This is a genomic window from Fulvivirga imtechensis AK7, from assembly GCF_000331535.1.
GTDB lineage: Bacteria > Bacteroidota > Bacteroidia > Cytophagales > Cyclobacteriaceae > Fulvivirga > Fulvivirga imtechensis.
Genome location: NZ_AMZN01000070.1, coordinates 117,113 through 132,023, shown reverse-complemented (window position 1 = coordinate 132,023; position 14,911 = coordinate 117,113). Strand labels below are relative to the sequence as shown.

13 protein-coding genes and 1 pseudogene are annotated in these 14,911 nt (G+C 42.5%); 12 read left to right on the top strand and 2 right to left on the bottom strand.

The features are described from left to right. Positions 1-48 precede the first annotated feature (48 nt). Positions 49-228: pseudogene (locus C900_RS20280) on the bottom strand (transposase); the annotation flags it as partial. A 198-nt stretch (positions 229-426) separates the two neighbouring features. Then, positions 427-894: an Lrp/AsnC family transcriptional regulator gene (locus C900_RS20275; protein ID WP_009582062.1), complete on the bottom strand. Its 468-nt coding sequence runs from the start codon at positions 892-894 to the stop codon at positions 427-429. 175 nt (positions 895-1,069) lie between these two features. On the opposite strand from C900_RS20275, the gene C900_RS20270 reads away from it, so the two are divergent. From C900_RS20270 to C900_RS20215, 12 genes are all read left to right on the top strand, one after another. Then, positions 1,070-2,296: a Glu/Leu/Phe/Val dehydrogenase dimerization domain-containing protein gene (locus tag C900_RS20270; protein WP_009582061.1), complete on the top strand. Its 1,227-nt coding sequence runs from the start codon at positions 1,070-1,072 to the stop codon at positions 2,294-2,296. 18 nt (positions 2,297-2,314) lie between these two features. After that, on the top strand, positions 2,315-3,472 hold the full coding sequence (locus C900_RS20265; protein ID WP_009582060.1) for a homogentisate 1,2-dioxygenase: 1,158 nt from the start codon (positions 2,315-2,317) through the stop codon (positions 3,470-3,472). Between the two features lie 56 nt (positions 3,473-3,528). Beyond that, on the top strand, positions 3,529-3,936 hold the full coding sequence (locus C900_RS20260; RefSeq protein ID WP_245558461.1) for a four helix bundle protein: 408 nt from the start codon (positions 3,529-3,531) through the stop codon (positions 3,934-3,936). Between the two features lie 50 nt (positions 3,937-3,986). Then, positions 3,987-5,126, top strand: a complete 1,140-nt coding sequence (gene hppD / locus C900_RS20255) for a 4-hydroxyphenylpyruvate dioxygenase (RefSeq protein WP_009582058.1) — start codon at positions 3,987-3,989, stop codon at positions 5,124-5,126. A gap of 210 nt (positions 5,127-5,336) precedes the next feature. Further along, positions 5,337-6,608: a fumarylacetoacetase gene (fahA, locus tag C900_RS20250; RefSeq protein ID WP_009582057.1), complete on the top strand. Its 1,272-nt coding sequence runs from the start codon at positions 5,337-5,339 to the stop codon at positions 6,606-6,608. Positions 6,609-6,610: 2 nt separating this feature from the next. After that, positions 6,611-7,504, top strand: a complete 894-nt coding sequence (locus C900_RS20245) for a flavin reductase family protein (RefSeq protein ID WP_009582056.1) — start codon at positions 6,611-6,613, stop codon at positions 7,502-7,504. 85 nt (positions 7,505-7,589) lie between these two features. Continuing rightward, positions 7,590-8,675, top strand: coding sequence for a BamA/TamA family outer membrane protein (locus tag C900_RS20240; protein WP_009582055.1), 1,086 nt, complete (start codon positions 7,590-7,592; stop codon positions 8,673-8,675). Between the two features lie 326 nt (positions 8,676-9,001). Then, on the top strand, positions 9,002-9,514 hold the full coding sequence (locus C900_RS20235) for a DUF2911 domain-containing protein (protein ID WP_009582054.1): 513 nt from the start codon (positions 9,002-9,004) through the stop codon (positions 9,512-9,514). A gap of 98 nt (positions 9,515-9,612) precedes the next feature. Continuing rightward, positions 9,613-10,059 carry an ATP-dependent zinc protease family protein gene (locus tag C900_RS20230; protein ID WP_040497165.1) on the top strand — a complete coding sequence of 149 codons (447 nt, stop codon included), beginning with the start codon at positions 9,613-9,615 and terminating at the stop codon, positions 10,057-10,059. Beyond that, on the top strand, positions 10,056-10,967 hold the full coding sequence (rimK, locus tag C900_RS20225; protein ID WP_040497164.1) for a 30S ribosomal protein S6--L-glutamate ligase: 912 nt from the start codon (positions 10,056-10,058) through the stop codon (positions 10,965-10,967). The genes C900_RS20230 and rimK overlap by 4 nt, the downstream gene beginning before the upstream one ends. Further along, positions 10,960-11,901: a succinylglutamate desuccinylase/aspartoacylase family protein gene (locus C900_RS20220; protein ID WP_009582051.1), complete on the top strand. Its 942-nt coding sequence runs from the start codon at positions 10,960-10,962 to the stop codon at positions 11,899-11,901. The genes rimK and C900_RS20220 overlap by 8 nt, the downstream gene beginning before the upstream one ends. 11 nt (positions 11,902-11,912) lie before the next feature. Continuing rightward, on the top strand, positions 11,913-14,909 hold the full coding sequence (locus C900_RS20215; RefSeq protein ID WP_009582050.1) for an NACHT domain-containing protein: 2,997 nt from the start codon (positions 11,913-11,915) through the stop codon (positions 14,907-14,909). Positions 14,910-14,911: the final 2 nt, after the last annotated feature.

Genomic DNA, 14,911 nt, shown 5'->3' with positions numbered 1-14,911 from the left:
AGGCTTTTTTTGACGGTATTTCAGCTATTCGGCTTAGTGTTGTGGCTTTAGTCCAATCAAACAGTGTACATGATCTGTATACCCGTTGATGAAGTCAATGTAAATATCTTTCTCCTTTGCGTTCTTCTTAATATGAGCGAAGACCGTTTGCCTTATCTCATTACTAAGAAATGGAACTCTATACTTGGTAGTCCAGACTGTGTGGATCCAAATTTTCAGAAAAGGCATAGGATTAATGGTTTATTATAAAATGCTAAATATAATAAATCCAAATAAGATTATAACTGCTTTACCACGAGGCTTTAGCCCGTGGTTCTGGCTCCCAATCATTACTCCCTCCCAACTTTACCCGTGGTTCCGACTACCTAACCACTCTCACTCATTACCACGCAGCTCTAGCCTGTGGCACTACCAAGCCGATCGCTTCTACCTCACACTATAAGCCGTGGTATGCTTATTCCTCGAAAGCACAAACGAACTCTGCACGTGCGCAATATTGGTGTTGACAGAAAGCTTTGTAAGCAGGAATGCTTCATAAGCATCCATGTCGCGAATAACCACTTTCAGGAGGAAATCAAAATTACCGGCTACATGGTAGCATTCCAGCACTTCCTTGTAGCCGTTCATCTCATCTACAAAGCTCTTAAGATAGGAGCGGGTATGGTTTTTAAGACTGATAAAAATAAAAACGGTAAGCTTAATGTCGAGCTTCTTGGGGTTCAGTAGTGCTACATACTTATCTATGATGTTCTCGCGCTCCAGCCTTTTGATCCGTTCGAATACAGGCGTGGTAGTTAAATTCAACTTGTCTGCAAGCGCTTTGGTAGTTATTCTGCCTTCTTTCTGCAGTATGTCAAGTATCTTGATGTCGGTTTCGTCTAGTTTAACGTCCATTAAAATTGGTTTATTCTTTTTCGGGGCATTTTTTAATTAAGTAAAAGAAAGATCGTCTAAAAAACGCCTTACAAATATATGAAAATTCCAAAATATAGAGATTTAATAGGCTTTGCCGATAAGTGCGCTGCTATTATGCGATCTTTGATCCTTTACGTTAGTCAACTTACCATAAATGAGAGAATTACTTCATAAATTTGAAAATAAGAAGCCGGAGATCGTATTTGAGTGGAATGATGAAGAAACCGGAGCCGAAGGTTGGGTGGTGATCAATTCTTTACGAGGCGGGGCTGCTGGTGGCGGTACCCGCATGAGGAAGGGATTGGATAAAAGAGAGGTAGAATCCCTGGCGAAGACCATGGAGGTGAAATTTACGGTGTCAGGCCCGGCCATCGGAGGTGCCAAATCCGGGATCAATTTTGATCCGAACGACCCGCGAAAGGGAGAGGTGCTGGAAAGGTGGTTTGCAGCAGTAAAGCCGCTTATGAAGTACTACTACGGCACGGGCGGGGATCTGAACGTGGATGAGATCCATGAAGTGATACCCATTACCGAAGACTGTGGTGTGTGGCATCCGCAGGAAGGAGTTTTTAAGGGGCATTTTCAGCCTACTGAAGCCCAGATGATCAACAGGATTGGCCAGTTAAGACATGGAGTTTCCAAAGTGCTGGAGGATGAAAATTTCTCTCCTGATCTGAAACGAAAATACACCGTGGCGGATATGATCACCGGCTATGGTGTTGCTGAGGCAATACGACACTATTACGATATCTGGGGAGGCAATGTTGCTGATAAAAAAGCTGTGATCCAGGGCTGGGGCAACGTAGGGGCTGCTGCCGGTTTTTACCTGGCACAAATGGGTGTAAAAGTTATTGGAATCATTGACCGCGATGGCGGTGTTATTAATAAAGACGGATTTTCATTTGAGGAGATCACAGGGTATTTCCTGGAAAGAAAGGGCAATCAGTTGAAAGCTGAGAATATAATGTCATTTGACGAGGTGAATAGTCAGGTCTGGGATCTTGGCTACGAGATATTCGTTCCGGCAGCAGCTTCGAGGTTGGTCACCAAAGATCAGGTGGAACGCATGCTGGCAGCAGGGCTGGAGGTGCTTTCTTGCGGAGCCAACGTGCCTTTTGCAGATAAGGAGATCTTCTTTGGGCCTATCGGTGTTTATACCGATGAAAGGTGCTCTGTTATCCCAGATTTTATAGCCAACTGTGGAATGGCAAGGGTTTTTGCCTACCTGATGAGCGATGAAGTGGGGCTTAATGACGAAGATATTTTTAACGATACTTCGGAAACCATTCGTAAGGCATTGAACAAAACACATGCGGTAAATGCTAAGAAGACAAACATAGCCAGTACTTCTTTCGAGATTGCCTTAAAACAATTAGTTTAACCTAAACATTATAGTGTTATGCCTATATATCATCAACTAGGAAAAATACCCCAAAAAAGGCACACCACCTTTAAAAAGCCGGATGGCTCATACTATTATGAAGAGCTTTTCGGTACCATCGGTTTTGATGGTATGTCATCGTTGCTCTACCACGAGCACAGGCCTACACAAGTTAAAGAGATCCTCGGGAAAAAAGATGTGTCACCAAAAATCGCCAGAGCCAACAACATACAGTCTTATCGTTTCAGAGGTTTCCAGGTCGCTCCGGAGAACGACTTTCTGGAAAGTCGTAAAACAGTGCTGACGAACAGCGACTGTTCCATCATCCTGGCTGCGCCAAAACAGTCCACCAAGGATTACTTCTACAAAAATACAGATGCTGACGAGTTGATCTTTGTTCATAGAGGGGCAGGAAAGCTCAGAACCTTCCTGGGAAATCTTGATTTTAAATATGGCGATTACCTGCTTATTCCGCGAGGTATGATCTACAAGATCGATTTTGATGGAGAGGATAATCGCCTTTTCGTAGTAGAGTCAAAAAGACCGATATATACTCCTAAAAAATATCGCAACTGGTTCGGACAGTTGCTGGAGCATTCTCCTTACTGTGAACGGGATATTCGTAAACCACAGGAACTGGAAACCTATGATGAAAGAGGAGAGTTCTTGCTGAAGGTCAAGAAGCAGGGGGAACTGTTTGATATGGTATATGCACGTCATCCTTTTAGCGTAGTGGGCTGGGATGGTTACAACTATCCTTACGCCTTTTCAATTCACGATTTTGAGCCCATAACCGGGCGCATTCACCTGCCACCACCAATTCACCAGACATTTGAAACGGATGCTTTTGTGGTATGCTCTTTTGTACCCCGGCTATATGACTACCATCCCGAGTCTGTTCCTGCTCCTTACAACCACAGTAATATTGATTCGGATGAGGTGCTGTATTACGTAGATGGCGATTTTATGAGTAGAAATGATATAGAAGCAGGTCATATTTCATTACATCCGGCAGGAATCCCTCACGGTCCACACCCCGGAGCGATGGAGCGCAGTATTGGAAAAACCGAAACGCAGGAGTTGGCGGTAATGGTGGATACCTTTAAACCGTTGCAGGTTACTGAAGATGCGATGAAAATAGCGGATGATAAGTACTTTCAGTCTTGGCTGGAATGATCGGTAATCGGTAATCAGTAATCGGTGACCGGTAATTCGGTAGTTAAATCAGGAAGATGATGTATGTAAAGAGTTTTAGAAATTTAGAGGTTTATAAACGTGCAAGGGAGTTATCAGGAGTGATATTTCAGATAACCAGTGGATTTCCAAAGGAGGAGACATATTCTCTTACGGACCAGGTGAGGAGGTCCTCACGGTCGGTAGGAGCGCAAATCGCTGAAGCTTGGGGCAAAAGAAGATATGAAAAGCATTTTATAAGCAAATTAACCGATGCTGATGGGGAGCAGTTAGAAACTCAACACTGGATAGAGACAGTCATGGATTGCTCATACATTTCCGAGGAAGTTGCCAAGGATTTATTGAAGCAGTACGCGACAATAGGCAAAATGCTAAACTCAATGATGAATAAATCTGAATCATTCTGTAACAACGTTGTCAATGAGGCATCCCCCACCGATTACTGACCACTGATTACCGATTACTAAGAACTTAAGAACATAAACCAGAAGAAACCATGGAAAATAAAGTTGAAAATCAGGCAATAGAAAAAATCTTCAAGGAAGCAGAAGACTTTCTGCCTCTCAATGGAACGGACTACGTAGAGCTGATCGTAGGTAACGCCAAGCAGGCAGCACACTTTTATAAAACGGCGTTCGGCTTTCAATCGCTGGCTTATTCTGGACTTGAAACCGGGATGAAAGACAGGGCTTCTTACGTACTTGTGCAGGATAAGATCAGGCTGGTGCTCACTTCTCCACTGAATAAAGACGGAGAGTATAACAAGCATCTGAATGAGCACGGTGATGGCGTAAAAGTGGTAGCTCTGTGGGTAGATGATGCTACTAAATCATGGGAGGAAACAACCAAAAGAGGCGCACGGTCATACATGGAGCCTACCAAAGTGGAGGATGAAAACGGTCATATTGTGAGATCGGGGATCCATACCTATGGAGATACAGTGCATTTGTTTATAGAAAGAAAAAACTACAATGGCATCTTTCTGCCCGGTTATAAAAAATGGGAACCAGCTTACAATCCCGAACCTGTTGGGCTTAGATACATCGATCATATGGTTGGCAATGTTGGCTGGAATGAAATGAACAAGTGGGTAGACTTTTACAAAAGAGTAATGGGTTTTGCACAATTAGTATCTTTTGACGATAAGGACATTTCTACGGATTACACAGCTTTGATGAGTAAGGTGATGACCAATGGCAATGGCAGGATCAAATTTCCTATTAATGAGCCTGCCGAGGGGAAAAAGAAGTCGCAGATAGAAGAGTATTTAGATTTTTACAATAGTTCGGGAGTACAGCACATTGCTGTGGCTACCAACAATATCATTGAAACAGTGACTGCCCTGCGGGATCGGGGTGTTGAATTCCTTCGCGTGCCGGCTACCTATTACGAAACCGTACTCGACAGAGTGGGGGAGATCGATGAAGACCTGGATCCGTTGAAAGAGCTGGGCATTCTTATCGACAGAGACGATGAAGGTTATCTGTTACAGATATTCACAAAACCTGTTTCCGATCGCCCAACTTTATTCTTTGAGATAATCCAGAGAAAGGGTGCCAAATCATTTGGAAAAGGTAATTTTAAAGCACTGTTTGAAGCCATTGAGCGGGAGCAGGAGCTAAGAGGTACACTTTAAAAATATATGTTTATTTATGGATATGAGGACGTATCAGAAGCCTCCTTCTGACGTCATACTGAACTTGATTCAGGATCCCCTGATTAGGTTTTACGCATTTTAGGGGATTCCAAATCAAGTTAGGAATGACAAATGGCTTTTGATGACCTCATACTTTTTCACCGTTACCTCTGCGGTAAAAATATCCATCAAAAAAAGAACTAAAACACTATGATAAAAGCAAACGATCCATCTTTGAAATCATGGGTAGAAGTGCCAAAATACTCCGATTTTCCTATTCAAAACCTGCCATTCGGCATATTCAAAACTCAATACCTCGACCCGGGAGCAGGGGTAGCCATTGGTGATTATATTCTGGACCTGACCTACCTCGATGAGAATGGTTTTCTAGATGGACTGGGCCTTCCGGCAGGGATATTTAACCAGCAGTACCTCAACACTTTCATTGGCTTGGGAAAAGAGACAACACGAGCGGTACGCAACCGGATATCTGAGCTTCTTGATGCTAATAATGATGAATTGAGAGATAATAAACCGGCCAGGGAGATTGCACTGATCCCGATGGACGAAGCAGAAATGCTGATGCCGGTACGTGTACCTAACTATACCGATTTCTACTCCAGTGAAGAACATGCTACCAACGTAGGCACCATGTTCAGAGACCCTGATAATGCGTTGCTTCCCAACTGGAAGCATATTCCAGTGGGTTATCATGGCCGTGCTTCATCAATCATTCCTTCCGGCGTTGATATTTATAGACCAAAAGGTCAAACTAAGGCTCCCGATGCCGAAAAACCGACTTTTGGCCCTAGCAAGAGGCTGGATTTTGAGCTTGAAATGGCCTTTATCACAGGAAAGGAAAACGGTCTTGGAAACAGTATCTCTACCAGTGAAGCAGAGGAGTATATCTTTGGGTTTGTATTGTTTAATGATTGGTCTGCGCGTGATGTTCAGGTATGGGAATATGTGCCGCTGGGGCCGTTTCTGGCCAAGAATTTTGCATCTTCAATATCTCCATGGATAGTAACTATGGATGCTCTGGAGCCATTTCGTGTCGCTGGTCCGGAGCAGAAGCCGGAAGTGCTACCGTATTTGAAATATCAGGGAGAAAAGAATTTTGATGTCAGACTTCAGGTATTGCTGCAGCCGGAAGGTGGAGCAGAAAATGTGATCTGTAACAGTAATTTTAAATACATGTACTGGAATGTGAATCAGCAACTGGCGCATCATACGGTGAACGGGTGTAACATACAAGTGGGCGACATGTATGCGTCAGGCACTATCAGTGGTCCGGCAGAGGACTCTTATGGTTCAATGTTAGAGCTGGCCTGGAAAGGAACAAAGCCCATTAAACTTTCCGATGGATCAGAGAGAAAGTTTGTTGAAGATGGAGACACAGTGATCATGAAAGGCTATGCCGAAAAGAATGGGGTCCGTATCGGATTTGGCGAAGTGAGAACAAAAGTATTACCAGCAAAGTAATTATGTTGACAATAGACCCTAAAGAAGTTTCAATAGGTAAAATGCATGGCTATTTACTTGGAGCAGTTGCTCCAAGGCCCATTGCATTTGCCAGCACAGTTGATAAAGAAGGAAATGTGAATTTAAGTCCGTTTAGTTTCTTTAACTGTTTTAGCGCAAATCCTCCTATACTCGTTTTTTCGCCAGCCAGAAGGGTGCGTGATAATACCACCAAGCATACATATGAAAATGTATTGGAGGTGCCTGAGGTGGTGATCAATATAGTCAACTACAGTATGGTAGAGCAGATGTCGCTTGCCAGCACGGAGTATGACAAAGGTGTAGATGAGTTCATCAAATCAGGGTTGACACCAATGCGATCAGAACAAATAAAACCCCCAAGAGTAGGGGAGTCGCCAGTAGCCTTTGAGTGTAAGGTAATCGAGGTAAAACCATTGGGCAAAGAAGGTGGAGCCGGTAACCTGATCATTTGTGAGGTGGTATTGGCCCATATCAAAGATGATATTCTGGATGAAAATGCTATCATAGACCCTTTCAGGCTGGATGCGGTAGCACGTATGGGGGGTAACTGGTATTGCAGGGCTCATGGTGATGCAATTTTTGAAATACCCAAGCCAATTACCACTCTTGGAATAGGCGTGGATCAGATGCCTGAGCAAATTAGAAACAGTATGGTGCTGACGGGAAACAACCTCGGCAGGTTAGGTAATATCGAGGCGCTACCATCGGGAGAAGAGGTAGCTGCGTTTGCATCTGATAAGGAAGTGGATACTATTATATCAGGTTCCTCTAATGTGGAGGTAGGTCTGCACAAGCTGGCGCAGAAATACCTTGAAAAAGGGGATATCACCACAGCATGGAAAGTTTTGCTTCAAGATCCTGCCATTAAAATATAGACAGCAGCCACAGGTATTTTTTTGCATTTTTGGGTGGGCACAAACCTTTTTGCTAAATTGTCGCCTTCTTTAAACTGTCATACAAATGGTGAAACTGATATGGCTGCTTCTTTTCATACTGGTGTTTCCATGGAAAGTTGGTGCGCAGTCTGCTGACAGCACAGGGCCAGAAAAGGCACTGCGAATAGTACCTTTGCCGGCATTGTTTTACACGCCCGAGACACGGCTGGGCTTTGGGGGATTGGTTTCAGGAGTGTTTAACCTCGGAGAGCCGGGCAGTACGCGGAATTCCAATGTGGAAGTTCTGGTAGCTTACACGCTGAATAAACAAACTATTATTCGAACAAAAAACAATCTATTTACCCGAAATGAGAAATACTTCCTTTCAGGAGAATTGAGCTACTACAACTTTCCTATCTTATATTATGGAATAGGCAACGATACGAAGAAAGAATTTGAAGAAGAACTCTCTTACCAGATATTTATTTTTCAGCAGAGGGTGCTCAAGCAGGTGAAAAAATCATTTTTTGCAGGTCCGCAGTATAGATACATTCATCTTTACAATCTTGATTATGAGCCGGAGTATCTGATCGCTGATGAGACACTTTTACAGAATGGAACGGGGATCAATTCAGGCTTGGGGTTTGCATGTATTTATGACACCCGGGATAATATTCTGAATGCAACACACGGCATTTTTGCTCAATTCTCTACGTTTTTTCATGGTAAAGTTTTGGGAAGCGACTTTGTTTTTAACCGTTATACTGTTGATGTTAGAAAGTTTTGGCAATTCTCTGATCGCGATGTGATCGCTGTCCAGTATTTTGGTGAATTCAACACAGGAGGCGTCCCATTTCGTGAAATGGCACAGCTCGGTGGTGAAATGATCATGCGAGGGTACTACAACGGCAGGTACAGGGATCAGCAGCAAATGGCTTTTCAGGGAGAATATCGCAAGCAGTTCCTGCCCTGGTTTGGAATAGTAGCTTTTGGGGCCATAGGCGATGTTGTGGATCAATTTACAGCTTTTGATCTTGGTGATTTTAAATATACAGTAGGTGGTGGTTTACGAGTTATGGTCAATAAATCGGATCGCTTAAATATCAGGATAGACTATGGCATCGGAAGTGAAACAAGCGGGTTTTATTTTGCCATTGCTGAAGCTTTTTAATTAAAAATTTAAATATTTCGCAACCCTGTTGGATCACATACGTAAATAATAATGGTTTACAGGTTGAAAATAAATAATAATTTGACAAAAGTGCCGGAGTTTTCTTCGGCATTTTGTTTTTTATGACCCTTACCTGCATCTCAAAACGGTACCCACGACTAATCAATTTTTAAAAAATCATCCTTCCAGATCAGGGGCCTGATATTTGATAAGCCAATGATTAATAAGGGTTATTAACCCATAAACAACCATTACTGCCCAACATACGACTTAACATTTTGGTCCAGTACATCGTTATCAAATTAAACTAACAAGAAATTTACATTATGAAAAAGTATCCGATTATCAGCCTGGCCTTAATAATGACTTTTTGCTTGTCATATGATGCCTTTGCTCAAAAAGAAATGAAAAGTCCTCCTGCTACTGCCCAGGGTAGTATCAATGGAGCAGATATTGTAATTAAATATCATCAACCTTCAGCCAGAGGAAGAACAATTATGGGTGAATTGGTTCCTTATGGAAAAGTTTGGCGTACAGGAGCGAATAATGCAACTACTATTGAGCTTAGCAAGGACGTGAAAGTAGAAGGTCAATCATTGAAAAAGGGTAAATACGCATTATTTACTATTCCCGGAGAGGATGAATGGGTGGTGATCTTTAATAAGACTGATAATCAATGGGGTGCCTTCAACTACGATGAAGACCAGGATGTGTTGCGAGTAACAGTGAAACCACAAAAGACCGGTAGCTATGTAGAAACCTTCACCATTAATGTGGAGGGCGAAGGTGTGGTTCTGGACTGGGAAAATACAAGAATTAAATTCAAAGTTTCTGAGTAAAATAGCTTATTCTGATCAAAAGCCGGACCCGATAGTTCCGGCTTTTTTTATTATATCGAATTAACATTTATATTAACTCAATTTTATTGAGTTTTGCAATGAAGAAAAAGTATACAATAGGTAGAAGTGATAAAATTGATCTCCCGGAGTTACACCTTTTCGAACTTGAAGCAAAAGTGGACACCGGGGCTTTTACGTCAGCCATACATTATCATCATGCTGAATTGATCGAGCGCGAAGGTAAGACCGTTTTACACTTTACTTTGTTGGATCCGACACATCCTGACTATAACGACAGAAGCTTTTATTTTGAAGAGTTTGAGCAAAGGAAAATAAAGAACTCATTCGGTGATTCTGAAGAACGGTTTATTATTAATACAACTATCACGTTATTTGGTAAAAATTTCAAAACCGATTTTTCATTGAGCAACAGAGGTAATCTTAAGTTTCCTATTCTCTTGGGGAGAAAGCTACTCAAAAAGGGTTTTACTGTGGATGTGGCAAGGAAGGATTTATCATTTAGAAATAAAAGTAGAAAAGAATGAACATAGGGATTTTATCCAGAAACCCGAATCTGTATTCCACAAAGAGGCTGGTAGAGGCATGCGAAGACAGGGGTCATGAGGCGGAGGTGATTGATCACTTGAGATGCACTATCGTAATGGAACAAAACAAGCCTACGATCATATATAAAGGCCGTTCCCTTGATTATTTTAATGCAATTGTTCCCCGTATAGGAGCGTCCGTTACCTTTTATGGATCTGCCGTGGTCAGGCAGTTTGAAATGATGAAGGTGTTTACAGCGGTCGAATCGCAGGCGTTGATACGGTCCAGGGATAAACTACGTAGTCTCCAGATCATGTCAAGAGCCGGATTAGGTCTTCCCAAGACTGTATTTACGAACTACTCGCGCGATACGGATGATATTCTTAATGCTGTTGGTGGCGCTCCGGTTATTATTAAGCTACTTGAAGGTACACAAGGACTAGGAGTTGTTCTGGCTGATAACCGTAAGTCAGCAGCCTCAGTTATCGAGGCCTTTCATGGACTGAAAGCCAGGGTAATTGTTCAGGAATTTATCAAGGAGGCAGGTGGCGCTGATATCAGGGCTTTTGTAGTAGATGGTGAAGTAGTTGGAGCCATGAAAAGACAGGCGAAAGAGGGGGAGTTTAGGTCAAATCTTCATAGAGGTGGTACCTCAAGTGTTATTAAATTGTCAAGAAAGGAAAAGAGTGCAGCTATAGCAGCCGCCAAAAAAATGGGACTTGGAGTAGCGGGTGTTGATATGCTGCAGTCTTCACGAGGCCCACTCATCCTGGAGGTAAACTCTTCTCCCGGATTGGAGGGTATCGAAAATGCAACCGGGATTGATATTGCGGGTAAGATCGTGGAATACCTGGAAAGGAATTCAGGAAGAAAGAGTAAAATTCAAAAAGATAAAGTGAATGCCTGAAATAATAATTGATGGTCATAGGGTTCAAAAAGGAGAGGAAGTGCAGATCAATGCGCTGATTGCCAGGTTGCCTACCCGCACTCCTATTAACATACCGGTATTTGTGAGCAGGGCAAAAAAACCAGGGCCCACTTTACTGGTGATGGCCGGGATACATGGTGATGAAACCAACGGTATAGAAATACTCAGGAGGATAATTCGTAATAAGTATCATAAGCCTACCCGTGGTACCGTGATAGCCATACCGGTATTTAATGTTTATGGCTTTATCAACCACTCACGAGGCCTTCCGGATGGAAAGGACCTTAACAGGTCATTTCCCGGTTCAAAAACCGGCTCGTTGGCCAGTCGTGTCGCACACTTTATGACCAGCGAAATTTTACCACAGGTAGACATCGGCATAGACTTTCATACCGGTGGAGCAAGTCATAACAACTATCCTCAGATCAGGGCCAGTTTTCAAAGCGAGGAAGAATTTGAAATAGCCAAAGCATTTGGAGCTCCTTTCATCATTGAATCTCCTTTTAGAGATAAGTCACTTAGGAAAACGGCTGCAAAGGCAGGGAAGCCTATACTGGTATACGAGGGTGGTGAAACTTTAAGGCTTAGGAAACAGGTACTGGATGTGGGTGTTAGTGGTATGTTAAGGGTAATGAACCACCTTGGTATGAGAGATGATGCTCCGGAGGCCGTACATCAACCCATATTTATAAAAAATTCTACCTGGATACGCGCGAAGTATGCCGGTCTGCACCATGCACACGTGCGCAATGGAAACAAAATAGAGAAAAACCAGGCGCTTGGACTGATAACAGACCCTTACGGCCAGTTTGAAAAAGTGATTAAGTCACCGGTAAATGGTTATGTGATCGGCATTAATAACTACCCCGTAGTGAATATGGGTGATGCGTTGCTACATATTGGTATGGAATAAACCCTCTTGTGATGAACAAGGAGCTGGAAAGTCAATATACACATTTTAAAACTCTCATTGAAGAGTACTATTTGCCTGTTTTTAATGCAAAAATTGACCATCACATCCAATTCATCGAAAAAACAGGAGAGCTGCAGTCGGATATATTAAAATACGAATATGACTTTTCAAATGTCCGTCCGGCTCTTTTACATCACATCAGTTATAAAGAAGACCTTCTGAAGCTGGCTACTGCTCTTTTTACTTTTGAGCCGGAAGTTCATTTTGATGTAGATTACCGGGCTTACAATCAGGCGCTCAATGTATACCTGGAAACTGTGCCGAAAGAGGTAAGCAGGCCACAGGACAGCGAGCGCTTTCGCATGCAAAGCGGGGATTCCTATTTGCTGGGCTTTGCAAAATGGTGGAAGAGGACCGGCTACACATTTTCTGTTTTGCCCGTTAAAATGGCTAACGGTTTTAGAACCCTCTTTAAAGAAACAAAAAAAGAACTCCCTTTGTGGAAACACAGTATTGAGTTCAGAAACATTTCAGCTTATTATTTCCGGGAGATCCTGCCTTCCCGCTTGTCAGTGCTGGAAGAAATTATGTACGGTGCTTTTACATCATCTTCTCATTTACTGCTGAAAGTTGATGAAGAAATTGACCTGTCTTTCAGTCGATTTTTGACTACTGGCGACATTGGCTTTCCGCATCCCGGGAATCATGAGAAAAAGATAGGCGATGAAATAAGGCGACTTCAGGCTCTAAAGACTGATCTAAAAAATAAAGCCGAAGACATTTACAATGGAGTTTTTGAGGAATTCCAGGATAAATACCTGAAAGCGGGAACAATAGAGGTCAATAACAGACGATTTGGCCAAACTCGCCAACGAAAGAAGCATCGTGTACTTGTTAATAAATACACCAGGCTCGTTAGGGGATGGCAGAATACGCTGCTGGTTTTGTCTGACGATTGGGGGATAGACCTTGAGCTTTATGCTTTAATCTATACCGGATTGAAGGACTACCATAGCCATATGATAACTTTTGATGAGCGCCTTGCTCTTGTAGTTGAGCAGAAGCTCAGCCATATAAAATCATTTTTGAATCACTGCAAGGAGGACATTGAGCGATCAGATGAAAAAACGAATAAAGACATTCTTGAAAAGGAATTGCTATCAGTGAAGCGTGAGTTGGTAACTTCATATGTGCCGGATACTAATCAACTCATGCTGGCACAAGACCTGCCATCACTTATTAATGATCTTGAAAGCCGGATTGACAAGGGCATTCGTGCAATTTCCGAACGTAGGGCAGTGGTTAGAAAGATGAACTATGAACAACCCATCAGTAGTGGATCTATCAGTTACATTTCACCGTATGAACTGGTTAATTTTGAATCATGGCCACAATTCCTTAAAGTATTTAAATCCACAAAAGTAGCCATAACTGATCAGCTCAATCAACTTCAAAATCGCGTAATGGATATTGGACACATTGCTGAGTTCAATCTGGAATCGGCCGTTTCCCTATATGAGGTAAACGAAGCCGGTGATGATCCGAGATCAATCGCGCTGGAGGGTATAAAACGAACGATTGAAAAAGTAGAAGGCATTGAAGAAGCATTGGCCAGGTTGTCGGTAAATGTAAAAGAAAATCTTTCGGGCGGCTTTGATAAATTCAGAGATAGCCTGGTGCGATTTACCAATAGTGATAACATCTATGAAGTCAGGGTACGCATAGCTCGTGGTAAGGCAGTAGAAAGGAGTAGGCAGTATAAGGCAGAATTTATTAACAGGTTCAGGAACACGTTGCCGGCTATTGTTCTGTTTGCTAAGACGAAGTATGCCAGGTTTTCCGGGGTTGTCAACAAGATTTTCAGGCGTTATGGGATTTCGGGACAGCAGGCCGTTCCGACAGAGCTAGCTGATTTTCTGGCGGAGACAGAGAAATCTATTGAAAAACTTCCTTTTGTTTATCAACGACTATTTAAAACAGAACCACTGAGTGACGCCAATTTTTTTGAAGGCCGCACCGAAGAGCTGGTGCATCTTAACAATGCCTACAACAATTGGATGAAGGGACGTTTTGCAACTGCAGCAGTGGTGGGTGAAAAGGGGAGTGGTATTACTACATTAATGAACTTTTACCTTCAGGATCTTTCTACCGCCAGTAAGGTGTACAGATTTGCTCCCGGAAGGCATTATCACACTTCTGACGAACTATTATCTTTTTTGTCGGAAGAGCTCGGTTGTGCATGTACCACACAAGAAGAGCTGGTGACTTTTCTCAACCACGAAAAGAAGGTGATCGTTTTGGAGAATATTCAAAGGTTGTACCTCAAAAAGGTGAATGGCTTTGGCGCCTTGAAGCTTTTTACGGAGTTACTTTCTTTAACCAGCCGAAAAGTGTTCTGGATTGTGAGCTGCACCAGCTATTCATGGGAATATTTAAATAAGACTATTAACCTGTCAGACCACTTTAGTTACACGGTGCTATTAAAGGAATTCGATGATGATACGATTATCAATATCATCAATAAGCGTCACAGGGTTAGTGGGTATAATATTGAATTTGAACCCGCAGCTTCGGACCTTAATAACAAGAAGTTTAAAAGACTCGGAAAAGAGGAGCAACAGACCATGTTGGAAAGGTCATACTTCAGCGATTTGAATAAAATAGCAAGAAGTAATGTTAGCCTGGCGTTGATCTACTGGCTACGATCAACAAATGAGATCCATGAGAATACCATATTTATCGGTTCATTAAAGGAGATCGATTTTTCATTTATGAAAAACCTGCCAGCCGAAAAAGTGTTTGTGCTTGCCAATCTGCTGCTTCATGAAAGGTTGTCGGAGCAGGATTTTTGCAACGTAACCGGCTATTCACGTAGTAAGACCAGGTCTCTTTTACAACCTTTGCTTGAAGATGGTGTTACGGTATTGCAAAATGAGCAGTACACAATCAATCCGTTGCTCTACAGGCAAACTATTAATATGTTAAGGATGAAGAACATAATACATTAATA

Bases quoted from the DNA above. Each gene is read 5' to 3' on its own strand.
- C900_RS20275 (WP_009582062.1), bottom strand. From the start codon at position 894: ATGGACGTTAAACTAGACGAAACCGACATCAAGATACTTGACATACTG.
- C900_RS20270 (WP_009582061.1), top strand. From the start codon at position 1,070: ATGAGAGAATTACTTCATAAATTTGAAAATAAGAAGCCGGAGATCGTA.
- C900_RS20265 (WP_009582060.1), top strand. From the start codon at position 2,315: ATGCCTATATATCATCAACTAGGAAAAATACCCCAAAAAAGGCACACC.
- C900_RS20260 (WP_245558461.1), top strand. From the start codon at position 3,529: ATGATGTATGTAAAGAGTTTTAGAAATTTAGAGGTTTATAAACGTGCA.
- hppD (WP_009582058.1), top strand. From the start codon at position 3,987: ATGGAAAATAAAGTTGAAAATCAGGCAATAGAAAAAATCTTCAAGGAA.
- fahA (WP_009582057.1), top strand. From the start codon at position 5,337: ATGATAAAAGCAAACGATCCATCTTTGAAATCATGGGTAGAAGTGCCA.
- C900_RS20245 (WP_009582056.1), top strand. From the start codon at position 6,611: ATGTTGACAATAGACCCTAAAGAAGTTTCAATAGGTAAAATGCATGGC.
- C900_RS20240 (WP_009582055.1), top strand. From the start codon at position 7,590: ATGGTGAAACTGATATGGCTGCTTCTTTTCATACTGGTGTTTCCATGG.
- C900_RS20235 (WP_009582054.1), top strand. From the start codon at position 9,002: ATGAAAAAGTATCCGATTATCAGCCTGGCCTTAATAATGACTTTTTGC.
- C900_RS20230 (WP_040497165.1), top strand. From the start codon at position 9,613: ATGAAGAAAAAGTATACAATAGGTAGAAGTGATAAAATTGATCTCCCG.
- rimK (WP_040497164.1), top strand. From the start codon at position 10,056: ATGAACATAGGGATTTTATCCAGAAACCCGAATCTGTATTCCACAAAG.
- C900_RS20220 (WP_009582051.1), top strand. From the start codon at position 10,960: ATGCCTGAAATAATAATTGATGGTCATAGGGTTCAAAAAGGAGAGGAA.
- C900_RS20215 (WP_009582050.1), top strand. From the start codon at position 11,913: ATGAACAAGGAGCTGGAAAGTCAATATACACATTTTAAAACTCTCATT.